This is a genomic window from Cellulomonas sp. P24 (assembly GCF_024704385.1).
Lineage (GTDB): Bacteria > Actinomycetota > Actinomycetes > Actinomycetales > Cellulomonadaceae > JAJDFX01.
This window is the reverse complement of sequence record NZ_JAJDFX010000002.1, coordinates 1,738,891-1,763,448: the sequence shown is the minus strand read 5'-3', so window position 1 is coordinate 1,763,448 and position 24,558 is coordinate 1,738,891. Positions and strand designations below refer to the sequence as shown.

Below are 24,558 nucleotides of genomic sequence, written 5' to 3'. Positions count from 1 at the left end.
AGGCGGTGCCGCGCGGGCGATCCCCGCGCGGCACCGCCCGCTCCGGCCCGACCCCCGCTGCACGAACGAAGGAGCCCGGACCCATGAACGCTGCCGCCCTCACCGGCGACGGTGCCGTCTCGCCCGGTGACGTCGCCTCCGGCGCCGCGGCGCGCGGCGCCGGAGGTGCGCGAGCCCGCACGACCTGGCGCGCGACCTACCAGTGGTACGTGGTCAAGCGACTCGTCCAGTCGTTGATCGTCGTCGCCATCGTCACCGTCCTCGTCTTCGCGCTGCTGCACCTGGCCATGCCCGACGGTCCGGGGGCGGGGCTCCTCGGCATGCAGGCCAACGCCGAGCAGATCGACGCGTTCAACCATGCGCACGGCTACGACCTGCCGGTCTGGCACCAGTACGTCAACTACGTCGGTCAGCTCGCCCACGGCGACCTCGGCGACTCGTTCAAGCTCAACATGCCCGTGCTGACGGCGATCGCCACGAGCCTGCCCAAGACGTTGCTGCTCGCCGGCCTGTGCATGGTGATCGCGCTGATCATCGCCCTGCCGATGGGGATCTACCAGGCCGTGCACCGCGGCAAGGCCTCGGACTCCGCGCTCACGGCGCTCAACTTCGTCGTCTACTCGACGCCGTCGTTCTTCCTCGGGCTCATCGTCATCATCGTCTTCGCCCAGAAGCTGCGCTGGCTGCCGGCGATCGCCCCCGGGGGAACGTCACCGTGGCACAGCTGCTCGCCGAGCCGCGGGTGCTCGTGCTGCCGGTGATCACCGGGTCGCTGAGCATCGTCGCGACGTTCTCGCGGTACATGCGCTCGGCGACGCTCGACAACCTCAGCGAGGACTACGTGCGCACCGCGCGGTCCAAGGGCACGTCGCAGTCGCGGGTCGTCGTGCGCCACGTGGTGCGCAACTCGCTCACCCCGGTCATCGCGATGCTCGGGTACTACCTGCCGGTGATGTTCGGCGGCATGCTCGTCGTCGAGTCGCTGTTCAACTACCCCGGGATGGGCCTGCTGTTCTGGAGGTCCGCCCAGCAGGGCGACTACCCGGTCCTGCTCGGCTGCGTCCTCATCATCGCGATCGCGACGGTCGTCGGCTCGCTTCTCGCCGACCTGCTGCAGGCGGTTCTCGACCCGCGGACCCGGGGGTCGCTGCGATGAGCGCCGACGTCATGCCGACCGTCGCCGGCACCTCTCCCGGCCGGCGCACTCTGCGCCGCTTCCTGTCGAACCGACTCGCGGTCGTCGGGACGATCATCATCCTCGCGCTGGTCGTCTTCTGCTTCCTCGGGCCCCTGGTCCACCCGACCAACCAGACGCAGCCGGACATCTACGCCGACCTCAACGCCGCGCCCGGCGTCGACGGGCACCTCCTCGGCACGGACGACCTCGGCTACGACGTGCTCGGGCGCCTCATGGTGGGAGGCCAGACGTCGATCACGATCGGGCTGGCGGCCGGCATCCTCGCGACGCTGCTCGGTACCGTCTGGGGCGCCGTCGCGGGCTACCTCGGTGGGTGGGTCGACGTCGTCATGATGCGCATCGTCGACGCCGGGATCGCGATCCCCGCGACGTTCCTGCTGCTCATCCTCTCGGCGATCACCCGCCCGTCGATCCAGCTCATGATCCTCGTGCTCGGGCTCGTCTCCTGGCTCGTGCCGGCCCGGCTGATCCGTGCCGAGTCGCTGTCCATCAAGACCCGCGAGTACGTCCTCGCGGTCCGTGCGGTCGGTGGCTCCCACACGCGCGCCGTCGTGCGGCACATCGTGCCGAACACGATCGGCACGATGATCGTCAACGCGACCTTCCAGGTGGCCGACGCGATCCTGCTCGTCGCGTACGTGTCGTTCCTCGGCATGGGGCTGCAGCCCCCTCAGACGGACTGGGGCGCGATGCTGACGAAGGGCATCACGTACACGTACTCGGGTGCGTGGTGGCTGATCTTCCCCGCCGGTCTGTGCATCGTGCTGACCGTGTGCGGCTTCAACTTCATCGGCGACGGGTTGCGCAACGTGTTCGACGTCAAGGGGCGTGACCTGTGACCGGGGCGGAGGCCGTCACGGCCGGGACGGAACCTGCCGTGACCGGGACGGAACCTGCCGTGACCGACACCGCGGCGCAGCCGGTGCTGGTGATCGAGGACCTCGCCGTCTCGTTCCGCGCCGACGAGGGCGCGGCCCGAGCCGTCGACGGCATCGGCCTGCAGGTCTTCCCCGGGGAGGTGCTGGCGCTCGTCGGGGAGTCGGGGTCGGGCAAGTCGGTGACCTCGCTCGCGGTCATCGGCCTGCTGCCCTCGACGGCCCACGTCAGCGGCCGGATCACGCTCGCGGGGGAGAGCCTGCTCGACGCGGGCGAGCAGCGCATGAACCAGATCCGCGGCAAGGACATCTCCATGGTGTTCCAGGAGCCGATGACCGCGCTGAACCCGACGATGACGATCGGTGCCCAGATCGCCGAGGTCATCACCAACCACGAGGACTGCTCGACCACCGAGGCCCACCGTCGCGTGATCGACCTGCTGACCCGTGTCGGCATCCCCGAGCCCGAGCTGCGCGCGAAGGGCTACCCGCACGAGCTGTCGGGCGGTCAGCGTCAGCGCGTCGTCATCGCGATCGCGCTGGCGTGCGAACCGCGGCTGATCATCGCCGACGAGCCGACGACCGCCCTCGACGTGACGATCCAGGCCGAGATCCTCGACCTGATCCATCAGCTCACGGTCGGCTCGTCGACCGCGTTCCTGCTGGTCACCCACAACATGGGGGTCGTCGCGGACGTCGCCGACCGGGTCGCGGTGATGTACCACGGGCAGATCGTCGAGGTCGGCGCCGCGCGCGACGTGCTCCAGCGTCCCGAGGCGGACTACACCCGTCGGCTGCTCGACGCGGTGCCTCGGCTCCCGTCCGCGCGGTGGGAGGAGATCGAGGCAGGGCCGGCCGGCCCGGCGGAGACGGCGAGGGCGACAGTGTCGACGGGGTCGACAGGGGCGCCTGCGCCTGTCGGCCCGGCAGGGGACGCGGGCCGCGCCGTCGTCCGCGCCCCCGACGAGGGCGGACCCGACGGCGCCGAGGCGGCGCTGCGGTTCGACCACGTCAGCATCGACTACCGGCGCGGTGGGGCGACCTTCCGTGCGGTGCACGACGTCAGCCTGACCGTCGCCTCCGGCGAGATCGTCGGCCTGGTCGGCGAGTCGGGGTCCGGCAAGTCGACGCTCGGTCGGGCCGCGCTCGGCCTCGTACCGGTCGCCGAGGGCAGCGTGCGGCTGCTCGGGAACGAGGTGCGCCAGCGGCTCGCGCTGACCCGCAGCGACAAGGAGACACGATCGCGTGTCGGCGTGATCTTCCAGGACCCGGGCTCGTCCCTCGACCCGCGCATGACCGTCGGCGCGGTCATCGCGGAGCCGCTGCTCATCCACCGGGGCCCGCACGGGGCGGGTCGGCGCGCACGGAAGGCCCGGGTGCTCGACCTTCTCGACGCCGTCGAGCTTCCCCGGGACTACGCCCACCGGTACCCGCACGAGCTGTCGGGCGGGCAGCGACAACGCGTAGGGCTCGCGCGAGCCATCGCGCTCGATCCCCGCCTGCTCATCGCGGACGAGCCGACCTCCGCGCTCGACGTGTCGGTCCAGGCCCACGTCCTGGACGCCCTGCGCGCCCTGCAGGAGCGCTACCGGTTCGCGTGCCTGTTCATCAGCCACGACCTCGCGGTGGTGCACTCGATGGCCGACCGGGTCGCGGTCATGCTTCGGGGCGAGATCGTCGAGGTCGGGCCCAGCGAGGACGTCCTGACCCGCCCGCGGCACCCGTACTCGCAGCGCCTGCTGGCGGCCGCCCCGTCCCCGGACCCCGACGAGCAGCTGCGACGCCGGACCGCCCGTGCCGTGCTGGCGAGGTCACCCGTCACCGTTGCGGCCGACGTCGACGAAGACCTCGTGCGGCAGCACGTCGGACCCGCCTGCGACACCCCTGTCACTCCGTCCGAAGGACCGACCGCACGATGACCACCGCTCACCCCCTCGCATCGCGATCGTCGGCATGGCGATCGAGTCCAGCCAGTACGCCCAGCACCGGGCCGGTTACCGCGACTTCGTCGTCCGCGAGGGCGACGAGGTGGTCGCCTGGTACCCGTTCCTCGCACCGGGTACCGAGCTGGGAGACGCGGCGCAGTGGCTCGGCGTCTTCGCCGCCCGGTCGATCCCGGGCGGGCAGGTGCTGCCCGAGGTGTACGACGACTTCAAGGCGCGCATGCTGCAGGGCCTGGCCGCGCTCGACCCCGCCACGCTCGACGGGATCTACCTCGAGGTCCACGGGGCGATGAGCGTGGACGGCCGGGACGACGCCGAGGGTGACCTCGTCGAGAGCATCCGGGCACTCGTCGGACCCGGACCGCTCATCGCGGCACCGATGGACCTGCACGGCAACGTCTCCGAGCGGTTCGCGCGTGGCGTCGACCTGCCGACCTGCTTCCGTCTGGCGCCCCACGAGGACTCCTGGGACACCCGGGAGCGGTCGGCGCGCACGCTCCTTGCGTGGCTCGCGCGCGGCGGCAGGCCGCACCGCGCCTGGGTCCAGGTACCGATCCTGCTGCCCGGGGAGAAGACGTCGACCCGCGTGGAGCCGGCGCGCAGCCTCTACCGCCGCATCCCCGACATCGAGGCTCTGACCGGGGTCACCGACGCCGGGATCTGGATCGGCTACGCCTGGGCCGACGAGCCGCGCTGCCACGCGACGGTGCTCGTGACCGGCGACGACCCGGCAGTGATCGGCCCGGTTGCGGAGGGGCTGGCCCGGGCGCTGTGGGACGCCCGCGAGGACTTCGCCTTCGTCGGGCCACCCGGTTCGCTCGACGAGGCCGTCACCCGGGCCGTCGAGCACCGCGCGTCCGGCGGCGGCCGGCCGTACCTCATCAGCGACTCCGGGGACAACCCGGGCGCCGGTGGCAGCGGCGACGTCACCTGGACGCTGCAGCAGCTCCTGGCGAAGCCCGAGCTCGCCGCCGACGACGCGCCGGTGACCTACGTCGCCTCGATCTTCGACCAGGCCGCGATCGACACACTGTTCGCGGCTCCGGTCGGGGCACCCGTCGACGTCACCGCCGGGGCGCGCGTGGACGGTCGCGTGAGTCCACCCGTCCGCCTCACCGGCACGCTCATCGGCCGCTACGAGGGTGACCCCGCTGCCGGGCGGATCGCCGTCGTGCAGCACGGCGGCCTGCGCATCGTCGTCACGGAGTTCCGCAAGGCCTTCCACAGCACGGACGACTTCGCGGCGATCGGCCTCGACCCGGCTCTCGCGGACATCATCGTGACCAAGATCGGCTACCTCGAGCCGACCCTCTACGACGTCGCGCAGGGGTGGACGCTCGCGCTCACCCCTGGACCGGTCGACCAGGACCTCGAGCGGCTCGGGCACCACCGCATCACCCGTCCGATGTTCCCCTACGACCGGTTCGCCGGCCGCCCGCCCCTGAAGGCACGGATCCTGTGACCGTCGCACTCGAGGTCGCCGTGCAGGATCCCGACGGCGTCCTGGTGGCCGTCCGCGGCGGCGCCGACCGGATCGAGCTCTGCACCGCTCTGGCACTCGGCGGGCTCACCCCGTCGGCGGCACTCATCGACGCGGCTGTCGCTGCGGCGACGCCCGTCCACGTCCTCGTGCGACCCCGCGCGGGGGGATTCGAGTACAGCCCGTCCGAGGTGCTCGTGATGCTCGACGACGTCCGCCGTGCCGTCGACGCGGGGGCTCACGGGGTCGTCGTCGGCGCCGTCCGTGACGGCCGGGTCGACGCCACCCTGGTCGCCCGGGTCCGTGCAATCGCCGGGTCCGCGGAGGTCACGTTTCATCGGGCGTTCGACACCCTGGCCGATCGGGACCAGGCCATCGACGTGCTCGCGGGGATCGGTGTCGACCGGATCCTCACCTCCGGTGGCGCGAGCCGCGCGATCGATGCCCTCGACGACATCGCGCGCGTCGTCGCCCGGGCGGACGGCCGCCTGGAGGTGATGGCAGGTGCGGGCATCGACGACTCCATGGTCGGCGCCGTCGCGGCCACCGGCGTCGCAGCGATCCACGCGTCCGCGAAACGGGTCGTCGACGAGGCGCTTCAGATCGACCTCGGCTCTCTCGCCGGCGCCGGCAGGTCGACGCGAGAAGCGACCGACGAGCGACGCGTCCGTGCCCTGCGCACCACCATCGACGCCCTGGAGCGTGCCCGGTGACCCTTCTGCTCGGCATCGACTGCGGCGGCACCAACACGAAGCTCCTGCTCGCCCGTGAGGCCGACGGCGAGTGGACGACGCTGCGCCGCGACCGTTTCCCCACCCCGCAGCATCCCCAGGCGCTGTCCGAGGTCGTCGCGCGCGTCACGGATTTCGTCGGGCCGGACGCACCCGACGCCTTCGGCTTCGCGGTCCCGGGCATCATCGACGAGACCGGTGGCGTCGTCGCGTGCAGCAACGTCCGCTGGCTCGAGGGGACGACGCCCACCGACACCCTCTCGGCGGCACTCGGTGCGCCGGGCGTCGTCGTGCACGACGGTGCGGCCACCGCCCGCGCCGAAGTGGTACTCGGTGCCGCCCGCGGGTACACGGACATCTTCGTGCTGGGCCTCGGCACCGGGATCTCCGGAGCCCACGTCATCGACGGCGAGATCCGACGCGGAGCGCACGGTGCCGCCGGCGAGATCGGTCACGTCTCGCTCGGTGGCGATCGGCCGTGCAGCTGTGGCCAGCGGGGCTGCCTCGAGACCTTCGTCGGCGGGACCCAGCTCGGGCAGCGGTGGAGCGCCGTGACCGGTGCGGCGGCGGGATCGGCGACCGCGCGCGACCTGATCGAGGCTGCGGGCGCCGGCGACACACGCGCGGTCGCGATCCTCGACGAGGCGACGACCGCGCTGGCCCGCAGCGTGCTCGACCTCGTGGCACTCGTCGACCCGAGTGTGATCGTGGTCGGCGGCGGAGTGGCGCAGGCCTGGGCGCAGGTCCTCGAACCGACCATCGCCAAGGCGCGGGCCGCGGCGACGTTCCACCACGTCCCCCTGATCGTGCCCGCCCGCCTGGGCATGTGGGGGGCGGCGTGGGGAACGGTCCTGGCGGCCCGCTCGGGTGCGGGGCTGGAGCCGTCGCCGGCGGCGTGACGGCTGGGTTCAGCCCTGTGCGCTGGTGAGCAGGCGGACCGGGAGCTCGTGCTCGACCGCACCATCGGCTGTGCGTTCGACCCGGAAGACGGGCCGTCGCTTCTGCTCGGCGACCGCCTCGGAGAACTGTCCGTCTTGCCAGACGATCGCGGCGTACTCGTCAACGGCGTACCCGTCGCCCAGTGCGCCCGTCGCCACCCACCGCTGGTAGGCCGCACGACGGTCAGGTTCGCCCAGGTAGTGCGGGCAGGCGCTCCCCGGGAGGAAGCCGAGCCCGTCGGCGAGCGGGGCGAGCGGCCCGAACGAGTCCGTCGACGACGCCTCGAACCAGCAGTTCATACCCGCGCTGATCCCCGCGAGCACGGTGCCGTTGGCGGCGGCCTGCTCCAGCACGTCCGGCAGACCGTGAAGCCGCCACACCGCGAGCAGGTTGGCGGTCGAGCCCCCGCCGACGTAGATCACGTCCTGGTCCAGCAGCACGCCCGGCTCGGAGTAGCCCCACGGCGCGTGACAGAAGAGCGACAGCACGGTCGTGTCGGCACGGCCGGCGAACGCCGCCTCGAACCGTTGGCTGTACCCGTCGGCGTCGCCGCTCGCGGTCGGGACGAAGCACACGCGAGGACGGGCCTTGCCGGTCAGCTCGAGGAGGTAGTCATCGATCGCCGACGACCCGTCGTCGGACATGGAGAAGCCACCACCGCCGAGGGTGACGATCGTCCCCTTCATGGGCGGGTTGCCGTCGGTGCGAGGACCGCGGGGCGGGCCGGAGGGTTCGCGGGCGGGGGTGAGTCGACGGCGGGGGTGGTGATCACGTGGCGCAGCGTATCGACCGTGCGTCGACGCGGGATGAGAGCGGGGTCACGGATGGTGTGGCGGGGGAGCAGCTGCCACAGACTGCTGACGGCGCCGCGACGGTTGGCTGACGCTGCCGCGCCGTGCGTCCGCCACTGCACTAGGTGAGCCGTTGACCGACTTGTTGTCTCGTTCCGTTCGCCGGTGACTGGGCCTGTGAGGCCCGCGGCGCTTCAGCCGCTGTCTGCGACTGCCGATTCATCGGCCATGGGGGAATTCGAGATCAGGAACTGGCGCCGATATGGCAAGGACCGCACCTACGTCATCGACACCGGCACAGGCGTACAGATCGGCTACCGGGACAACCTCAGTGGAGCGCTGATACCTGCGGACCCAACGACGGCCCAGATCCTGTCCCGCTGGGCCGCACTTGCCGACGCCGGGTTCGCCTTCGCCGAAGCCGTTCCCGTCGTGGTCGACGCCGCCTCCGCCGAGCAGCCGTCTGCCCCAACAGCCCCAAGCGGGCTCGCCGAAGGGCCGGGCGCCTTCGCCCGGTTCGCCGACGAAGACTTGAGCGCGCGCCGGCCCGGGTATGCGGCCCGCGCTCGGGCGCGCGAGGAGCTCGAGGCGCGACGGGCTGAGGTCGGCAAGGTTCGAACATGGCTCGGACGACTCGTCGACGCCCACACCGATGAGCGCGCCTGGCGCATCGGCGCCGATGCCGAGGAGTCCATCGGGGAAGAACTCGAGCGCCTCATCACGCACGGGTGGCGGGTCCTGCATTCGGTTCCGGTCGGAGCGGGCGACTCCGACATCGACCACGTCCTCATCGGCCCGCCGGGAGTCCTTACCGTGAACTCCAAGCACCACCCCGGCGCCAACGTCTGGGTCGTGCCCAAGCAGATCAGAGTCAACAACCAGCCCGTGCCCTATTTGAGGAACTCCCGACATGAAGCCGCTCGCGCCGCGAAGCTGCTCACTGCCGCCGCTGGATTCCCCGTCCCCGCGACCGCTGTCCTGATCTTTCGTCTCGGATCGGGATCGCTGACGATCCGTGAGCACCCCGGCGACGTCCTGGTCTACCGCGCCACCAAGGCGTTCACGGCGCTGCGCAACCTTCCGCCGCGCTTGACGGTCGCGCAGGTTGGCGCACTCTACGAGGCGGCCCGGTGGCACTCGACGTGGCAGCCGCGCTGAGCGTGCATCCACCTACGACGGACCATGGACGGGCTGAGCTGTGCAAGCGGTCCTCGAAGGTGTACCCACGCTCGCCGGTGTAGAGGGCGACGCCGGCGATGAACGCCTCGCCGACTGCGTCGCGCAGCTTCCGCAGGCCGCGGAGGTCGTCGCCCGGCACGCGTCCGGCTGCCTTGATCTCGAACGCGACACCTGCGCCGTCGTCACGTTCGACGACCAGGTCGACCTCGTCCCCGTCATAGGTTCGCCAGTGACCCACGCCGGCGATGCCGTCCATCCAGTTCGCTTCACCGCGGGCCAGTACGGTCACCCGACCAGGACCGTGGCGAACCGCCGGGGACCTCGAGCTGGCAACCCTCGGGTGGGTCCACCGGCACACCACCACGAGGCTGCACGGCTACCGCGACGACGTCCCACCTGCCGAGTTCGAAACCACGTTCTACGCTACCCACGGAGCCGAGCAACCCTGGTCGACATCCATCAGCCTGTCTCTCCATCAGACCGAGGGCGATTCGGCCACGGTGCTTGGCCCGTGGATATCCGGTCGTGAGCAACAGGAGGTAGGCGGTGGCTTCTCTCACCTGCACAACGCTCCCTCGAACCGCACGTCGTACTCACACGAGCTCACCGCGGCCGACGTGAACGGGGACAGGGCAGACGCTGTCGGCCACCAGCGCGTGCAGGCGTCCGCCAACGGAATACCCCGGCAGTACTCGCCTGGCGTGACGCAGATCCATCACCGCGAGGACGGGAATGGGAGGGTCGCGCAACGCAACACGGACGCGCTGTCTCAGATGTCGCTAGCGCCAGCAGACGCAGCGCCCCAGGCCGAGGCGGGTCACGATGCCTGAGTCGGTCCGGATCAGGGGCGCACGCGTCCACAATCTGAAGGACATCTCGCTCGACATCCCGCGGGACGCCCTGGTCGCCTTCGTGGGCGTGTCGGGGTCGGGCAAGTCGTCGCTGGTGTTCGACACGATCCACACCGAGGCCCAGCGTCAGCTCATCGAGACCTTCAGCTCGTTCGCCCGGCGTCGGCTGCCCAAGCTCAGCAGGCCCGACGTGGATGACATCGAGAACCTGTCGACCTCCATCGTGATCGACCAGAAGCGCCTCGGCCGGACACTGCGGTCCACTGTCGGCACGGCCACCGAGGTTGCCACCTACTTGCGGCTGCTGTTCGCGCGCTGCGGCGACCTGGACGGCGCGCCGTCATTCATCTTCAGCTTCAACCACCCGACCGGAATGTGTCAGGCCTGCTCCGGGCTGGGCACCCTCATCCGCGTCGACGCCGACCAACTTCTTGACACGACGAAGACCCTCCGCGAGGGCGCCCTGACGCATCCCGACTGGAAGGTGAACGGCTGGAACTGGCGCGAACTCATGGCGATCGACCTCTTCGACGTCGACCGGCCGGTATCGACCTTCACCGCTCAGGAACGCCAGCTCCTCCTCTACGGCGACGACATCCCGATCACCCGTTCCCATGGCGGCGGCACCTACGCCAAGACCTGGCGGGGCGCGGCCAGGCGCCTCGAGCGCTACTTCACCGACCAAGCCGAGGACGGCGCTGCGCCGGGCAAGCGCGATGCGTACCACCAGTACCTGCGCTATGTGGAGTGCGACACCTGCTCCGGCTCCCGCCTCAACGAGCGGGCCCGCTCCGTGCGGCTCGCCGGGCTCGGAATCCACGAGGCGTCCACCCTGGAACTGGCCGAGCTGGACGGCTGGCTGGCCACGATCACCGGGCCGATCGCCGACCCACTCGTGCACAAGATGCGGCGCATCCTCAGCCACCTGATCGACATCGGCGTCGGCTACCTCTCCTTGGCGCGCAGCGTGGCCAGCCTGTCGGGCGGCGAGAGCCAGCGCGTCAAGATGGCCCGCCAGCTCGACTGCGACCTCGTGGGCATGCTGTACGTCCTCGACGAGCCGTCCATCGGACTCCACCCTCGCGACGTCGGCAAGCTGGTCGACCTGCTGCGACAGCTCCAGCTGAAGGGCAACTCCGTCCTCGTGGTGGAGCACGAGCCGACCGTCATCGCATCCGCCGACCACGTGGTCGAGATCGGCCCCGTCGCGGGCCGGGACGGCGGCCACGTCGTCTTTGCCGGGCCGGCGTCCGACTTCGCGGCGGCCGACACCCTCACGGCCCGGACGTTGCGGGGCTTCAGGATCGCGCCGCGTCCCCGGCGTCCCTGGGGCGAGGCACACGCAATCCGGGGCGCGCGCGCACACAACCTGGTCGACCTCGACGTCGACATCCCGACGTGCGTCCTCGTCGCGCTCACCGGAGTCGCCGGAAGCGGAAAGAGCACGCTCATGCAGGAGGTGTTCCTGCCCGCGCATCCCGAGGCCGTCGTAGTGGACCAGACTGCGATCGGGCGCAGCAGTCGGTCGGTCCCCGCCACCTACCTGGGGTTGTTCGACGTCCTGCGGAAGCGTTTCGCACGACACACCGGACGGCCGGCGTCCCAGTTCAGCTTCAATGCTGCCGGCGCCTGCTCGGAGTGCAAGGGTGCGGGTTCGATCGCGGTCGAGATGTCGTTCCTGGACGACGTGCGCACGACGTGCACGACCTGCGGCGGGCGCCGCTACACCGACGAGGTTCTCGCCCTCACCTGGGATGGCCTCAACATCTGGGATGTCCTGTCCCTCACCGCGGTCGAGGCCTTGGAGCGGTTCGAGAATGACCGGGATCTGCGACCCACCCTCCAGATCCTCGTCGACGTGGGCCTCGGCTACCTGACGCTCGGCCAGCCCCTGTCGACGCTGTCCGGCGGTGAGGCCCAACGCCTCAAGCTGGCCACCGAGCTCGGGAAGCAGGGCAACCTGTACGTGCTCGACGAGCCAACCACCGGACTCCATGCCACCGACACAGACAGGCTCATGGTCCTCCTGGACCGGCTCGTGGACGACGGCAACTCCGTCATCGTCATCGAACACGACATGTCCGTCGTCGCCCGCTGCGACTGGGTCATCGACCTCGGCCCCGAGGGCGGCAAGCAGGGCGGACGCCTCGTGGCCACCGGCACCCCCGAAGACGTGGCACGTGCAGGAATCGGGTACACCGCCCACTACCTCGCAGAGGTCATGGCCCTGCACCCTCGGGCCGAAAGCACCTAGTACTGCGTGTCACTAGTTGGCTCATTAGTTGGCTCAGTGTTGAGGGTTGGGGATCGTGGGGCACGGCGAGTCGTCCTGCTCGTGGTCTGGTGATCGATGACGAGGACCGCGGGGAGCTGGTGCGGTTGACGAGGTCCTCGATGGTGGCGGCAGGGTTGGCGACACGGGCGCGGATCGTGCTGGCGGCCGGGTCGTTCCGGTTCTCCACCGACCCCGAGCTGGTCGCCAAGGTCACCGACGTCGTGGGGCCCTACCTCGCCCCACCCCAGAACTCGATCGTGCTGTACGCAGACGAGAAGTCCCAGATCCAGGCTTCCGGCCGCACCGCCCCGGTGCTGCCGACCCGGCCGCACCTGATCGAGCGCCGTTCGGCCGACTGCGTCCGCGCCTACCCCGAGCGCGAGCTGCACCTGGTCATGGACAACTACGCGGCCCGCACGACCCCCGAGGTCAGAGACTGGCTCGCCGCGAACCCCCGCGTGGTCGTCCACCTCACGCCCACCCACGCGTCGTGGATGAACCTGGTCGCGGTCTGGTTCTTGGTCATCGAACGCCAGGCGATCCACCGCGGCACCGACACCGCGGTCAAAGACCCGAATGCCAAGATCCGCACCTTCATCGACGGCGGGAACGACCGCGCCCACCCCTTCATCTGGACCGCAGCCGCCGACGACATCCTCAAGAAGGCCAACCGAAAGACAACGTCAGACACGCGGCACTAGACCGTCCAACTGCTACCGAGACCGATCTGGACGGCTGACCTCACCAACGTCGAAGGGCCCGCCACCTGCACACTCGCAGGTGACGGGCCCTTCACGCGCGGAGGATGGGGGATTCGAACCCCCGAGGGCTTTCACCCAACACGCTTTCCAAGCGTGCGCCATAGGCCACTAGGCGAATCCTCCCGGCCCACAGAGGTTACTAGATCCGCGGAGGGGACTGGTACCGGGGGTCCTCCCGGTCCACGGCCCGAGAAGGAGTCAATCGGCAGGACGCGAACGCCGCCCTACAGCCCCGAGACCAGCCACAGCAGCCGACCGGCACACGCCGCCGGCACGTCAGCCGCCAGTGATGCGGACGCGCCCGCCTCCGCGAGTATGCCGCCGCCGAACTCCACGTGATCACCGAGCCGGTACGTGGTGCCCCCGACAACGAGGGCGTCACCGTCCCAGTGGACCCCGCGAGGGAAGACCGGGACGGAATCGGCGACCGCACCGCCGGTGCCATCATCGCGGACGACGACACAGCCATCGACCCGCTCCAAGGTGCCGGCCAACAGCGCAGCGAACCCGCCTGGACCGCCTGCGGGGTCGTAGACGGCAACGTCGGTCGGAGCAGGCGGCGGTGTCGATCCGCCGCACCCCGCCGTGAGCGCGAGCGCAAGCACCACCATGCCGACGACGCCCGTCCGGGCCCCTGTCTCCATCGCCCCAGACTGGCACGGAGCAGCAGCTCACGCCGGGTGACGCGTGATCACCACCCGATCGAGGCGAGCGGGCTACGCTTCCGGTTGTGTCTCGTCTATCGCGCACCGGGTGGTGGCCGTCCTTGCGGCGGCCGTGACCTGAACCTGTCTCGAGCTGCCTTCGGGTGGCTCGACGACGTGCGCGACGCGCGGCGAGGCGACGGTGAAGGCAGCTCCCTGAACGTCTGGGAGAACCGTGAGCACCACCGTGACCACCACCACCGACAGCACCGCCGCGTCGTTCGCCGTGTCCGCCGCGCGCAGCGCACAGCTTGAGGCTCAGATCGCTGAGCGTCCGGCCGACTTCCGGGTCCTGACCGGGGACCGACCCACCGGCGCCCTGCACCTCGGGCACTACTTCGGCACGCTCGCCAACCGGGTGCGCCTGCAGCGCGCCGGCGTCGACGTGTTCGTCGTCATCCCCGACTACCAGGTCATCACGGACCGGGACAGCGTCGGGCAGCTCTCACGGAACGTCGACGAGCTGCTGCTGGACTACCTCGCCGCCGGGATCGACCCGGACACCGCGACGGTGTTCACCCACAGTGCGGTGCCGGCGCTGAACCAGCTGATGCTGCCGTTCCTCAGCCTGGTCACCGCGGCGGAGCTGCGGCGCAACCCGACGGTGAAGGCCGAGGCGGAGGCCACCGGGGAACGAGCCATGAGCGGGCTGCTCCTGACCTACCCGGTGCACCAGGCTGCGGACATCCTGTTCTGCCATGGCAACCTCGTGCCGGTCGGCCGCGACCAGCTGCCGCACGTGGAGACCGCGCGGCTGATCGCCCGTCGCTTCAACGAGCGTTACGCAGGCGGTGAGGTCGTGTTCGCCGAGCCCGACGCTCTGCTCACCGGCGCGTCCGTCCTGCTCGGGATCGACGGCGCCAAGATGAGCAAGTCGCGCGGCAACGCGATCGAGCTGCGCAGCACCGAGGACGAGACCGCTGCGCTGATCCGCCGGGCCAAGACCGACGCGCACCGGACGATCACCTACGACCCGGTCGGCCGCCCGGAGGTCGCGAGCCTGCTGCTCACCGCATCCATGTGCACCGGGGCCGACCCCGTCGACGTTGCCGACTCGATCGGCGACCGCGGCGCCGGCGCCCTCAAGGTACTGGTGACCGAGGCGGTGAACGAGTACTTCCGTCCGCTCCGACGTCGGCGGAGCGACCTGGCGGGCGACCCCGGCTACCTCCGCGCGGTGCTGGCCCGCGGCAACGCCCGCGCCAACGAGATCGCCGACGACACCCTCGGCCACGTCCGCCGGGTCATGGACATGACGTACTAGGGCCGGCGTCAGTCCTGCGACGCGAGCTGCACGAGGTTCCCGCAGGTGTCGTCGAGCACGGCCGTCGTGAGCGGCCCGATCGCCAAGGGCTCCTGCGTGAACCGCACGCCGAGCTCGACGAGTCGCGCGTGCTCGGCACGGACGTCGGCCACCGCGAAGGACGTGAACGGGATGCCGTCGGCGACGAGCGCGCGCTTGAACGGTCCGACGGCGGGATGGTCGTCGGGCTCGAGGACGAGCTCAGGCCCGGTCTCGTCGCCGGGTGCGGCGACCGTCAGCCACCGGTGCTCGCCCATGGCGACCTCGGTCTTCTTCACGAAGCCGAGGACGTCGGTGTAGAACCGCAGCGCCTTGTCCTGGTCGTCGACGAAGATGCTGGTGAGAACGATGCGGGGCATGTGGCGCCTGGTTCCTGTACCGGTCGCCGCGCGCCGTCGCGCGGCGGCCTCGTGTCGAGGTCGTGGGTCGTGGCGCGGCCGTCCCTGCGGGTCCGGTCGAGCCGGTCGGGGTCGCGTCGTGCAGCTGTGCGGGCGGGATCCGTGACGGGCAGGGAGCCCACCGACCGCATCGTGACCTTAGGCGTGTGGCGACGGAGGTGTCACGTCTGCCCCGACGGGGGTGGGAGCCGAACCGTCGGGGCAGGCGTCGCACGACGGCGCGGACGCACGTGCCCGGATGAGCGTGGGCGGCCCGTCTCACACCTCGTTCTGCCAGCGGTGCACGGTCCCGTCGGCCAGCACCAGCAGGCCGCTCGTGCCGAACAGCGTGCTGACCCACTCGATCGCCGACCGACCCCGGGCCACGGCGGCGGTGGCCCACACGTCGGCCCACATGAGCGACGGGCCGATCACCGTCGCCGAGAGCACCTCGACGGCGGCCTCGCCGATGTGCGGGTCGACGATGTGCGCCCCACGCGCCGCGAGTCCCGACGTCGCCGTCCCGCCCTCGCGGATGGGGAACGTCGCGATGGTGCGTGCACGGTCCGTCGGGTCCTGGATGCCGATCGTCCACGGCTCCGGCTCGTCCCCGGGGGTCAGGAGGATGTCCCCGCCGGCGCCGATGGCCAGCGCGAGGGACGGGACAGCGCTGAAGTGCCGTGCCACGCGCGCGACGGCCCACGTCTTGACCAGGACGGTCGGGTCGAACACCCCGGGGCGTCCGGGGATCGAGTTCCACGCGTCGACGTACCCGTCGGTCCGCAGCCGGGCCGACTCGCACAGCCGGTGGACCTCCCGCACCGCGGGGTCGCTGTCGGCGATCGTCAGCTCGCCGCGCTGGATGCGGCTGATCTGCGAGTCCTCGCGGTACGTGGAGAACATCGCGTCGGCGGCGCGCAGGTCGGCGAAGACCCGTGCGACGGCCTGCTCGGCGGCGTGACCGCGGGCCTCCTCGCCGCGGACGTGCACGCTGATCGGCATGCCCATGATCTGCTCGACCCACACGCGACGGGTGCCGGCCGCCGCCTCGGCACGCAGGGTGGCGACGGCGTCGGCGATGGCGTCCGGGAGGTCGGTGGTCACAACCCCGCCTGGTCGAGGGCGCTCTGCAGCGACTGGAGGTACCCGGTGCTCGTGTACGTCGCGCCGCCGACCATCGAGACCTTGGCGGACTGCGCCGCGACGGCTTCCTTCGCGAGGACGGGGACCGCGTACTGGTCGACCTGCTCGTCGTAGCTGTTGCCGTGCGGCAGCACGATCGCATTGACGTCGGTGAACTTGCCGCCGGTGACGGTGATCTTCACCTGCACCGGGCCGTACGGCGTGTCGGCGGACTGCCCGGTGAACGTTCCGTCCTTGCCCTTCTTCGTGGCGGTGGTGGTGCCGGACTTCGCGGCGGCCGCGGGAGGAGCAGCCGCGGCGGGGGCGGGGGTGGAGGCACCGGACCCCGAGCCCGATCCCGCACCGGACCCGCTCGCGAGCGACGCGAGGCTCGCGCCACCGCGGTTCGTGCTCGTGGGCCAGGCCATGAGCAGCACGAGCGCGGTGATGGTGCTGCTGAAGACGACGACGATGCGGCGCATGAGGTTTCCGTTCCTACCAGGAGAACTGTTCGATGTGCAGGGCGTCGTCGGGCACTCCGGCCGAGCGGAGGTCCGCTGACACGGCCTCCACCCAGGGCGCGGCGCCGCAGACGTAGACGTCACACTCGGCGATGTCGGGGACGAGCAGCTTGACGGCCTTGCGCCCGGGGACGTGCCCCAGGTGCGACGGGAGCCACCCGGTCCCGGCCTTGCTGCGCGGGCCGACGAGGTCGAGGACCCGCAGGTACCCGGCGTCGACGAGGGCGTCGATGTCCTTCTGCAAGGGCTTGTCCTCGGGGCCGCTGACCCGGCGCACGAGGGTCATCGGGCGGTCCAGGGACTTGCTGTGCGCGGCGGCGTCCTGCAGGAGGGCGATCAGCGGCGCGATGCCGAGACCGCTGCCGACCGCGACCAGGGCCTTGCGGGACCGCATGTCCGGGGTCAGACGGCCGTAGGGGCCTTCCACCATCACCTTGGTGCCGGGAGCGAGATTCATGATCCGCTGCCCGTCGTCCCCGCGGACGCCGACCGTCACGCGCAGACCGTGGGACGTCGGAGCCGCCGAGAGCGAGAGCGGGTGCCCGCGCGTCCAGCCGGGCCCGGTCCGGAACCGCCAGACGAAGAACTGACCGGGCGCCGCCTGGAGCTTCGAGAGCTGCGGACCCGCCATGTGCACCGACACGACACCAGGGGATTCGGGCACGACGTGGGTGACGCGCAACCCGTGACGCGTCGAGCGGGCAAGGGGGAGGGCGACCCGGAAGACCAGCACGCTCACGAGCGCGACCCCGTACAGACCCCACCAGTAGGCGGTCGCGAGCGGCGACGCGAGGAAGTCCGTGCCGGTCCAGAGCTGGTGCGGCAGGGCGAGGCCCGCGCCGAGGTACGCGTACAGGTGCAGCAGGTGCCACGACTCGTAGCGGAGCTTGCGACGGGCGGCGCGGATCGACGTGGAAATGATCAGTACGAACAGCGCGGTGCCGGCGGTCGCGATCAGCATCCCGGGCGCGGTCAGGATCAGCGAGATCGCCTCGTTCAGGATCCCGACCTGACCGAGCATCGCGTACCCGATCGTGATGAGCACGACGTGCACGAGCAGCAGGTTCACGGAGGTGAACCCGATGAGCCGGTGCCACCGGGTGATCTTGTCCTGACCGAGCGCCCGCTCGACCCACGGGATGCGGGCCATCGCGAGGACCTGCAGGAGCAGCAGGTCCGAGCTGATGAGCCCGCTCAGCCGTCCGGTGGTGAGGAAGAACGACGAGCTGCTGGCCGTGAGGTTCTGCACCCCGTTGTGGGACACCCACAGGGCGACCACCACAAGGATGCTGGCCCAGACGACCACGCCGACGGCGTCGGTCCACCAGAGCTGGCGCCGTGGGGCGCGCAACCGGACCGGTCGGGTACCGCCGACCCGGGCAGCGCGCGGAAGTGTCGTCGTGGCCATGAGTACAAGGTCCCCCACCCGACTGGGGTGATGCTGACGGCTTCCTGGGAGTTTGCCATGGACCCTCCACGGCTTCGAGGGACGTCGCCGCTGCGTTAGGCTTGGAGTCGACCCCTCGTGCGGCGTCATCTCGCTGAACCCCCCCAGGGCCGGAAGGCAGCAAGGGCAGGCGAGCTCTGACGGGTGTGCGGGGGGGTCCTTGCTTTCCCTGGCCCTGGCCCTGGCCCCGGCCCCATGTCCCGCGTCGCCGCCGCCCCCCGCGCCCCCGCTCCTGCGCCGAGATCGTGAGTCCGGCGCGAGGTCGCACGGTGTGACGTGCGATCTCGCACGAAACTCACGATCTCGCGGGCCAGTCGGGCCAGTCGGGCCTGTCGGGCCTGTCGGGCGAGTCAGGCTGGGCGGGCTGGCTGGGGCGGCGCACGGTCAGGATGTCGGGGGTGGGGTGCGCATCGCGAGGCGGGTGAAGGTCTGGGCGACGCCGGCGTCGGACTTGAGTCGGCGGACCAGGCGGTCGAGGGCGGCCGCGTCGGGCACCACGGCGTGCACCAGGTAGTCGTAGCTGCCGGTCAGGTGGACCGCGTCGAGGAGCTCGGGGAACGCACCCGACGCGCGTGACGCCGCGAAGGCCTCGTACGTCACGTCGGGGCGCAGCCGCAGGTCGATGAACACCTCGAGACCAGGTCGCGCCGGGGCGCCGACGGGAGAGTCGGCCGCCGGCACCCGGATCGTGAAGCCGAGGATCTCGCCGTCCGCCTCGAGGCGTCGCACGCGCGCCGCCGCCGCGTTCGCCGACAGCCCGACGCGCGTCCCGAGCTCGCGGAACGGCAACCGCGCATCTGCGGTCAGCTCGCGGAGGATGTCGCGGTCGATCTGGTCCATTCAGCCATCCTTGCACCCCGGGCCGCGACAGTCGCGGTCGCAGCAGCGACAATCGCAGCGTCGTCCTCGACCGGCCGCCCCCGCACGCCATGATCGCCCGATGAACCTGACTCTGGCGGGACCGCCGGTCGCCGCGCTGACGGGCGTTGTCCCGCCGCTGGCGACCGGCCTCGCCGCGGGTCTGGCCGTCGCGATGCCCCTCGGGGCGATCGGTGTGCTCCTGCTCCACGAGGGGATGTCGCGGGGCACCCGGACCGCGCTCGCGGGCGCGGCGGGGGTCGCCTCGGTGGACGCCGTCTACGCGACGGTGGCGGTGCTCGCCGGTGCCGGGGTGTCGGCGGCCCTCGCCGGGCACGAGTCCACCATCAGGCTCGTCGGAGCCCTGGTGCTCGGGGCGATCGCGGTCCGCGGACTGCTCGGGGCGCTCCGAGGACCACGTGGGTCGGCTGCCGGGACCGCCGACGACGCGGTGAACGTTCTCGGCCCGTCCCGCCCGCTCCGGGTCTACGGACGCTTCGTCGCGCTCACCGCGATCAACCCGCTCACCGCGACGGCGTTCGCCGTGCTCGCGGCGGGTCTCGCGCAGCGGTGGTCGTCGTCGGCAGACCGCTGGGCGTTCGTCGTCGGCGTGGCGGTCGCCTCGCTGGCGTGGCAGGCGGTGCTCGCCGTCGCCGGCGGACTGCTCGGTGCCCGGGTGCGCGCGCGGTCGGACGACCGGTTGCGTCGTGCCCTGGGGGTCGGTGGATTCGGGCTCGTCGGGGTGCTCGCCGTCGTGCTCGCCGTCGGGTAGCGGGGCAGCGCGGCGAAGGTGCAGGAAGGCCCGACGGGGGAGGACGACGTCGGACCGGACCTCTAGAGTTCGGGGGTGACCACTGCGCTGTACCGCCGCTATCGCCCGGAGAACTTCGCCGAGGTGATCGGTCAGGAGCACGTCACCGGCCCGTTGCGGCAGGCGCTCCGGTCCGGCCAGGTGAACCACGCCTACCTGTTCTCCGGTCCGCGCGGCTGCGGGAAGACGAGTTCGGCGCGCATCCTCGCGAGGATCCTCAACTGCGTCGAGAACACCCCCGAGCACCCGACGGACACCCCGTGCGGTGTGTGCGCCTCGTGCGTCGAGCTGTCCCGCGGGGGCCCGGGCAGCCTGGACGTCGTCGAGATCGACGCCGCGAGCCACGGTGGGGTGGACGACGCGCGTGAGCTCCGGGAGCGGGCCACGTTCGCGCCGGCCCGGGACCGCTTCAAGATCTTCATCCTCGACGAGGCCCACATGGTCACGCCGCAGGGCTTCAACGCGCTGCTCAAGATCGTCGAGGAGCCGCCGCCGCACGTGAAGTTCGTGTTCGCGACCACCGAGCCGGACAAGGTCATCGGCACGATCCGCTCGCGGACGCACCACTACCCGTTCCGTCTCGTCCCGCCGGACGTCCTGATCGACTACCTCGGCCAGCTGTGCACCGCCGAAGGGGTCACCGTCGGCGGCGGCGTCCTGCCGCTCGTCGTCCGCGCGGGGGCGGGATCGGTCCGCGACGCGCTGTCCGTGCTCGACCAGCTCGTCGCCGGGTCCGGCCCCGACGGGATCGACTACGAGAGCGCCGTCGCGCTCCTCGGCTTCACGCACGTGTCGCTGCTCGACGACCTCGTTGGTGCCGTCACCGTCGGGGACGGCGCGAGCGCGTTCCGGGTCGTCGAGCGCGTCATCAGCACGGGGCACGAGCCGCGCAGGTTCGTCGAGGACCTCCTCGAGCGCATCCGCGACCTGATCGTCATCTCGGCCTCCGGGGACGCCGCCGGTGCGGTGTTCCGCGAGCTTCCCGCTGACCAGCTCGCAGCGATGCGACTCCAGGCCGGTCACCTGGGTGCCGCCGAGCTCTCCCGGGCCGCCGACCTCGTCAACGACGCCCTGCGCGAGATGACCGGCGCGACGTCACCCCGGCTGCACCTCGAGCTGCTGGTCGCCCGGCTGCTGCTGCCCTCGGCGGACGACGACGTGGCCGGCTTCGGGGCGCGGCTCGACCGTCTCGAACGCGGCGGCTGGGCCACCGGCGTCTCAACGGGTGCGGCCGCACCGCGCGATGCCGAGGCGGGTGCGACCGACGAGCCGACGGTCACGGCCGCCGGTGCGGTCTCCGCCGCCGGTGGGCGTGGCGCCGCCGCGGTCCGTGCCGCGCTGGGGAACGCGTCGACCGGTGCCCGGGCGCAGACCGGGCCGACGTCTGCACCGTCGCGGCCGGCCGCGCAAGAGACGAGCGCGGTCGCACAGGCGGGTGCGCGGGACGGCAACGCTGCTGTGCCCGTGGCGCCTGCAGCGCCCGCAGCGCCTGCGGTGCCGGGGGCGGTCGTTCCGGGGGCTGCGGTGCGTGACGAGGCAGTGTCGGCGACCGCAGCGCCTGACACGGCGGCGACCAGGACCGTGGCGCCGGTGACCGAAGTGCCGGTGACCGAAGCGCCGAACACCGCAGCGCCAGCCACCGCGGCGACCGAGGCCGTGGCGCCGATGACCGGAGCAGTCGAGCCGACGGTGCCAGCGACCGCGGCATCTGTGACCGGAGCGGCCGAGCCGGCGGCCTCGGCCCCCTCGACGCGTACCCGCTCAGCGGCGGCCCCCACGACGCCCAGCCCCACGACGCCCGACTCCACGAACGCTGCGCCGCCGGACGACGTGGCCTGGCCCGAGGTTGCCCAGCCGGCCGTTGCCCAGCCTGCCGTTGCCCAGCAGGTCGTCGCCCAGCCGGCCGTCGGCGAGCCCGCTGCCGCCGCCCGACCGGCAGTCGCCGATCCCGCGCCGACCCCCGAGAGCGCCCTCGCACCGGAGCCCACCGCCTCCTCGGAGGTCGAGCCGCAGGCCACCCCGGCGACGGGAAGCGCCGAGCCTTCCGCTGCACCCGTCCCGGCGGGTCTCGACCCGGTCGGGACGGAGCCCAGTGAACCGCGCAGCGATGGCCGTTCGGGCGCCGAGACGGAGATGCTGCGCCGGCGGTGGCCTGAGGTCCTCGAGACGCTCAAGCAGATCAAGCGGGTCAGCTGGATCCTCGTCAGCCAGAACGCGCAGGTCGCCGACCTCGACGCGACCACCCTGCGGCTCGCGTTCACCGGCGCGGGAGTGGCGACCGCGTTCCGCAACGGACCGCACGCAGCCGCCATCCAGCAGGCCGTCCGCGAGACGCTCGGGTTCGACGTCCGCGTCGAGGGCGTGCTCGACGAGCACGCAGGCACAGCCGCCGGCCGGCCTCGAGCGACAGCGGCACCGACCGACGCCGAGGCGCGAGCAGGTGGATCGGCTGCACCGACCAGCAAGACTGCCGCACCAGCCGGTGCGCGCGGCGCCGCCCGACAGGCAGCCGCTGATCCAGCGCCGTCCGGTGCAGCGCTCTCCGGCACGCCGGCACCCTCGCGTGGCGTCCCCCCCCACGGTGAAGACCACCCCGACCCAGGACCAGGCAGCAGAGGCGACCCAGGACCGGCCAGCTGAGGCCTGGGGGTCCGACGGCATCCCCGATGCCGAAGAGCCGGACGACTCCGACTGGGGTGGACTCGACCCCGACGACGGCTCGCCCGTCGCCGCACCCGCGCGGCCGAGCGTCGGCCGGCCCGCACCCTCGCAGCCGAGCGCCGGCCGGCCCGCCCCCACCGGCAGCCCGTCCACCCGGCCCTCACCCGACGCCCGAACTGCCGCCACGGCACCGGCCCCCGGAGCCCGGCCCGCTCCGGACCGTCAGGCTGCTCCCCGACCCGCGAGCGGACGGCCGTTGAGCGCCCGGGAGGCGGGCGAGCTCGCCTACGCGCGAGCCGAGGCCGCACGGCGCGCCGCCGCTGTCGTCGAGGACTCGCCCTCGCCGGACGACCCCGACCTCGCGGTCTCCGGGCTGACCGGCGCACCCCTGGTGGCCCAGATGCTCGGCGGGACGGTCATCGACGAGCAGCTCGGCGACGAGGTCTGACCGGACAGTCGGCACCAGGACGACCCTGACGTCGGACCGACCCCGTAGGCTGGCGGCGTGTACGAGGGCGCGGTTCAGGATCTGATCGACGAGCTCGGGCGACTGCCCGGGGTCGGCCCCAAGAGCGCCCAGCGGATCGCATTCCACCTGCTCGCCGCTGACCCGATCGACGTCCGCCGGCTCGTCGACGCGTTGACCGAGGTCAAGGCACGCGTGCGGTTCTGCGACGTCTGCGGCAACGTCACGCAGGAGGACCAGTGCCGGGTCTGCCGTGACCCGCGGCGGTCACCCGCAGTGATCTGCGTCGTCGAAGAACCCAAGGACGTCGTCGCGATCGAACGCACCCGGGAGTTCCGCGGCAAGTACCACGTGCTCGGCGGCGCCATCAACCCGATCGCCGGCATCGGCCCGGACGACCTGCGGATCACGCAGCTGCTGACGCGGCTCGCCTCCGGCGAGGTCACCGAGGTCATCCTCGCGATGGACCCGAACGTCGAGGGCGAGGCCACGGCGACGTACCTCGCCCGGATGCTCGTCCCCATGGGGCTGAACGTCAGCAGACTCGCCTCCGGCCTTCCCGTCGGCGGCGACCTGGAGTACGCCGACGAGGTCACCCTCGGTCGCGCGTTCGAAGGAAGGCGGAGGATCAGTGCCTGAGAGACGTCCGACCCCGGAGGCGACCACGTCGCCCGCACCTGCCGAACCCCAGACGCCACCGTCCGAGGACGTCGCGAACCTCGTCGAGATCGCCCAGACCATGGCCGCCCAGTCACGGAGCTTCCTCAGCACGGTCACCGAGGTCGCGTCCGGCACCAACCCGGAGGCCGTCGTCCCGCTCCTGCTCCTCGCGACGTCGGACGTCCTGTCCGCAGGTGCCCGGCTCGGTGCGATGGTCGACGTCGTCCCCGCGTCACGGTTCGAGCCGGATCTCGGCCCCGACCCGGACGTCGACCCGCTGCGCACCGGTCTGGCCAACGTCCTCGAAGGGATCGACGAGTACGTCGAGGTCGAGGACCCGCTGCTCGGCGCCGACGTCACCGGGGGAACGCTCTCCGGGGACCTGTCCGCCATCGCATCCGCCCTGGCCCAAGGGCTACGGCACTTCGAGGCCGACCAGATCCTCGAGGCGCTGTGGTGGTGGCAGTTCTCGTACCTGTCGGTCTGGGGCGAGCGCGCCTCGAGCGTCCTGCGAGTCGTGCAGGTGATCCTGGCCCACCTGCGGCTCGACGTCGAGGACGACGTCGCCGCCGAAGCCGAGTACGACGCCCTGCAGGCCTAGGTTC

The 24,558-nt window shown here is 71.7% G+C and carries 23 protein-coding genes, 1 tRNA gene, 1 other RNA gene and 1 pseudogene; 18 read left to right on the top strand and 8 right to left on the bottom strand.

From position 1 onward, the window contains the following. The first annotated feature begins 83 nt into the window (after positions 1–83). From LJB74_RS08320 to LJB74_RS08290, 7 genes are read left to right on the top strand one after another with little or no spacing between them, the layout of a single operon-like run. On the top strand, positions 84–761 hold the full coding sequence (locus LJB74_RS08320) for an ABC transporter permease (RefSeq protein WP_259308086.1): 678 nt from the start codon (positions 84–86) through the stop codon (positions 759–761). After that, on the top strand, positions 716–1,156 hold the full coding sequence (locus LJB74_RS08315) for an ABC transporter permease (protein WP_259308085.1): 441 nt from the start codon (positions 716–718) through the stop codon (positions 1,154–1,156). The genes LJB74_RS08320 and LJB74_RS08315 overlap by 46 nt, the downstream gene beginning before the upstream one ends. Next, complete coding sequence (locus tag LJB74_RS08310; RefSeq protein WP_259308084.1) at positions 1,153–2,037, top strand: ABC transporter permease; 885 nt, start codon at positions 1,153–1,155, stop codon at positions 2,035–2,037. Before LJB74_RS08315 ends, LJB74_RS08310 begins: the two co-directional genes overlap by 4 nt. 59 nt (positions 2,038–2,096) lie before the next feature. Beyond that, on the top strand, positions 2,097–3,992 hold the full coding sequence (locus LJB74_RS08305; protein WP_259308083.1) for an ABC transporter ATP-binding protein: 1,896 nt from the start codon (positions 2,097–2,099) through the stop codon (positions 3,990–3,992). Further along, a complete protein-coding gene (locus tag LJB74_RS08300) occupies positions 3,958–5,478 on the top strand; it encodes a M81 family metallopeptidase (RefSeq protein WP_259310316.1) in 1,521 nt (506 codons plus the stop codon). The genes LJB74_RS08305 and LJB74_RS08300 overlap by 35 nt, the downstream gene beginning before the upstream one ends. Further along, a complete protein-coding gene (locus LJB74_RS08295; RefSeq protein ID WP_259308082.1) occupies positions 5,475–6,209 on the top strand; it encodes a copper homeostasis protein CutC in 735 nt (244 codons plus the stop codon). The genes LJB74_RS08300 and LJB74_RS08295 overlap by 4 nt, the downstream gene beginning before the upstream one ends. Beyond that, positions 6,206–7,126 carry an ROK family protein gene (locus LJB74_RS08290; RefSeq protein ID WP_259308081.1) on the top strand — a complete coding sequence of 307 codons (921 nt, stop codon included), beginning with the start codon at positions 6,206–6,208 and terminating at the stop codon, positions 7,124–7,126. Before LJB74_RS08295 ends, LJB74_RS08290 begins: the two co-directional genes overlap by 4 nt. A 9-nt stretch (positions 7,127–7,135) precedes the next feature. Here the strand turns inward: LJB74_RS08290 and LJB74_RS08285 are convergent, their stop codons facing one another. Beyond that, on the bottom strand, positions 7,136–7,852 hold the full coding sequence (locus LJB74_RS08285) for a peptidase E (protein ID WP_259308080.1): 717 nt from the start codon (positions 7,850–7,852) through the stop codon (positions 7,136–7,138). A 282-nt stretch (positions 7,853–8,134) separates the two neighbouring features. Here LJB74_RS08285 and LJB74_RS08280 point away from each other — a divergent pair, with 282 nt between their 5' ends. The 4 genes and pseudogenes from LJB74_RS08280 to LJB74_RS08265 all read left to right on the top strand — a co-directional run bounded on the left by LJB74_RS08280 (position 8,135) and on the right by LJB74_RS08265 (position 12,963). After that, complete coding sequence (locus tag LJB74_RS08280; RefSeq protein WP_259308079.1) at positions 8,135–9,115, top strand: nuclease-related domain-containing protein; 981 nt, start codon at positions 8,135–8,137, stop codon at positions 9,113–9,115. Positions 9,116–9,423: 308 nt separating this feature from the next. Further along, positions 9,424–9,561, top strand: a pseudogene (locus LJB74_RS08275) (IS3 family transposase); the annotation flags it as partial. 397 nt (positions 9,562–9,958) lie between these two features. Continuing rightward, positions 9,959–12,241 (top strand): excinuclease ABC subunit UvrA, encoded by a 2,283-nt coding sequence (locus LJB74_RS08270; RefSeq protein WP_259308078.1) that lies wholly within the window; start codon positions 9,959–9,961, stop codon positions 12,239–12,241. Positions 12,242–12,330: 89 nt separating this feature from the next. Then, entirely contained in the window at positions 12,331–12,963 is a 633-nt protein-coding gene (locus tag LJB74_RS08265) for a transposase (RefSeq protein WP_259308077.1), read from the top strand. Between the two features lie 98 nt (positions 12,964–13,061). On the opposite strand, the gene LJB74_RS08260 is transcribed toward LJB74_RS08265, so the two are convergent. Together LJB74_RS08260 and LJB74_RS08255 are read right to left on the bottom strand one after the other, a co-directional pair. Beyond that, positions 13,062–13,146 (bottom strand) — tRNA-Ser (locus LJB74_RS08260). A gap of 101 nt (positions 13,147–13,247) precedes the next feature. Then, a complete protein-coding gene (locus LJB74_RS08255) occupies positions 13,248–13,667 on the bottom strand; it encodes a hypothetical protein (RefSeq protein ID WP_259308076.1) in 420 nt (139 codons plus the stop codon). A gap of 235 nt (positions 13,668–13,902) precedes the next feature. On the opposite strand from LJB74_RS08255, the gene trpS reads away from it, so the two are divergent. Continuing rightward, positions 13,903–14,991, top strand: coding sequence for a tryptophan--tRNA ligase (gene trpS / locus LJB74_RS08250; RefSeq protein WP_259308075.1), 1,089 nt, complete (start codon positions 13,903–13,905; stop codon positions 14,989–14,991). A gap of 8 nt (positions 14,992–14,999) precedes the next feature. On the opposite strand, the gene LJB74_RS08245 is transcribed toward trpS, so the two are convergent. The 4 genes from LJB74_RS08245 to LJB74_RS08230 form a co-directional block, all read right to left on the bottom strand. Further along, positions 15,000–15,389, bottom strand: coding sequence for a VOC family protein (locus LJB74_RS08245; protein ID WP_259308074.1), 390 nt, complete (start codon positions 15,387–15,389; stop codon positions 15,000–15,002). 297 nt (positions 15,390–15,686) lie between these two features. Beyond that, positions 15,687–16,511, bottom strand: coding sequence for an FAD:protein FMN transferase (locus tag LJB74_RS08240; RefSeq protein WP_259308073.1), 825 nt, complete (start codon positions 16,509–16,511; stop codon positions 15,687–15,689). Beyond that, positions 16,508–17,011 carry an FMN-binding protein gene (locus LJB74_RS08235; protein WP_259308072.1) on the bottom strand — a complete coding sequence of 168 codons (504 nt, stop codon included), beginning with the start codon at positions 17,009–17,011 and terminating at the stop codon, positions 16,508–16,510. The genes LJB74_RS08240 and LJB74_RS08235 overlap by 4 nt, the downstream gene beginning before the upstream one ends. 13 nt (positions 17,012–17,024) lie before the next feature. Beyond that, positions 17,025–18,458 (bottom strand): ferric reductase-like transmembrane domain-containing protein, encoded by a 1,434-nt coding sequence (locus LJB74_RS08230; protein WP_259308071.1) that lies wholly within the window; start codon positions 18,456–18,458, stop codon positions 17,025–17,027. Positions 18,459–18,564: 106 nt separating this feature from the next. Here LJB74_RS08230 and ffs point away from each other — a divergent pair. Beyond that, positions 18,565–18,662: signal recognition particle sRNA small type (ffs, locus tag LJB74_RS08225), an RNA gene on the top strand. A 219-nt stretch (positions 18,663–18,881) separates the two neighbouring features. Here ffs and LJB74_RS08220 read toward each other — a convergent pair. Then, positions 18,882–19,337, bottom strand: coding sequence for an Lrp/AsnC family transcriptional regulator (locus LJB74_RS08220; RefSeq protein WP_259308070.1), 456 nt, complete (start codon positions 19,335–19,337; stop codon positions 18,882–18,884). Positions 19,338–19,437: 100 nt separating this feature from the next. On the opposite strand from LJB74_RS08220, the gene LJB74_RS08215 reads away from it, so the two are divergent. The 5 genes from LJB74_RS08215 (at position 19,438) to LJB74_RS08195 (ending at position 24,554) form a co-directional block, all read left to right on the top strand. Continuing rightward, positions 19,438–20,127, top strand: coding sequence for a LysE family translocator (locus LJB74_RS08215; RefSeq protein ID WP_259308069.1), 690 nt, complete (start codon positions 19,438–19,440; stop codon positions 20,125–20,127). A gap of 75 nt (positions 20,128–20,202) precedes the next feature. Beyond that, complete coding sequence (locus tag LJB74_RS08210) at positions 20,203–22,806, top strand: DNA polymerase III subunit gamma and tau (protein ID WP_259308068.1); 2,604 nt, start codon at positions 20,203–20,205, stop codon at positions 22,804–22,806. Continuing rightward, positions 22,748–23,275 (top strand): hypothetical protein, encoded by a 528-nt coding sequence (locus LJB74_RS08205; RefSeq protein ID WP_259308067.1) that lies wholly within the window; start codon positions 22,748–22,750, stop codon positions 23,273–23,275. The genes LJB74_RS08210 and LJB74_RS08205 overlap by 59 nt, the downstream gene beginning before the upstream one ends. A 57-nt stretch (positions 23,276–23,332) precedes the next feature. Further along, entirely contained in the window at positions 23,333–23,932 is a 600-nt protein-coding gene (recR, locus tag LJB74_RS08200) for a recombination mediator RecR (protein WP_259308066.1), read from the top strand. A gap of 100 nt (positions 23,933–24,032) precedes the next feature. Beyond that, positions 24,033–24,554: a DUF5063 domain-containing protein gene (locus LJB74_RS08195; RefSeq protein ID WP_259310315.1), complete on the top strand. Its 522-nt coding sequence runs from the start codon at positions 24,033–24,035 to the stop codon at positions 24,552–24,554. Positions 24,555–24,558: the final 4 nt, after the last annotated feature.

Excerpts from the sequence above, each read along its gene's own strand:
- LJB74_RS08320 (WP_259308086.1), top strand. The coding sequence starts at position 84 with ATGAACGCTGCCGCCCTCACCGGCGACGGTGCCGTCTCGCCCGGTGAC.
- LJB74_RS08310 (WP_259308084.1), top strand. The coding sequence starts at position 1,153 with ATGAGCGCCGACGTCATGCCGACCGTCGCCGGCACCTCTCCCGGCCGG.
- LJB74_RS08285 (WP_259308080.1), bottom strand. The coding sequence starts at position 7,852 with ATGAAGGGGACGATCGTCACCCTCGGCGGTGGTGGCTTCTCCATGTCC.
- LJB74_RS08270 (WP_259308078.1), top strand. The coding sequence starts at position 9,959 with ATGCCTGAGTCGGTCCGGATCAGGGGCGCACGCGTCCACAATCTGAAG.
- LJB74_RS08255 (WP_259308076.1), bottom strand. The coding sequence starts at position 13,667 with ATGGAGACAGGGGCCCGGACGGGCGTCGTCGGCATGGTGGTGCTTGCG.
- LJB74_RS08245 (WP_259308074.1), bottom strand. The coding sequence starts at position 15,389 with ATGCCCCGCATCGTTCTCACCAGCATCTTCGTCGACGACCAGGACAAG.
- LJB74_RS08235 (WP_259308072.1), bottom strand. The coding sequence starts at position 17,011 with ATGCGCCGCATCGTCGTCGTCTTCAGCAGCACCATCACCGCGCTCGTG.
- LJB74_RS08230 (WP_259308071.1), bottom strand. The coding sequence starts at position 18,458 with ATGGCCACGACGACACTTCCGCGCGCTGCCCGGGTCGGCGGTACCCGA.
- LJB74_RS08220 (WP_259308070.1), bottom strand. The coding sequence starts at position 19,337 with ATGGACCAGATCGACCGCGACATCCTCCGCGAGCTGACCGCAGATGCG.
- LJB74_RS08215 (WP_259308069.1), top strand. The coding sequence starts at position 19,438 with ATGAACCTGACTCTGGCGGGACCGCCGGTCGCCGCGCTGACGGGCGTT.
- LJB74_RS08195 (WP_259310315.1), top strand. The coding sequence starts at position 24,033 with ATGGCCGCCCAGTCACGGAGCTTCCTCAGCACGGTCACCGAGGTCGCG.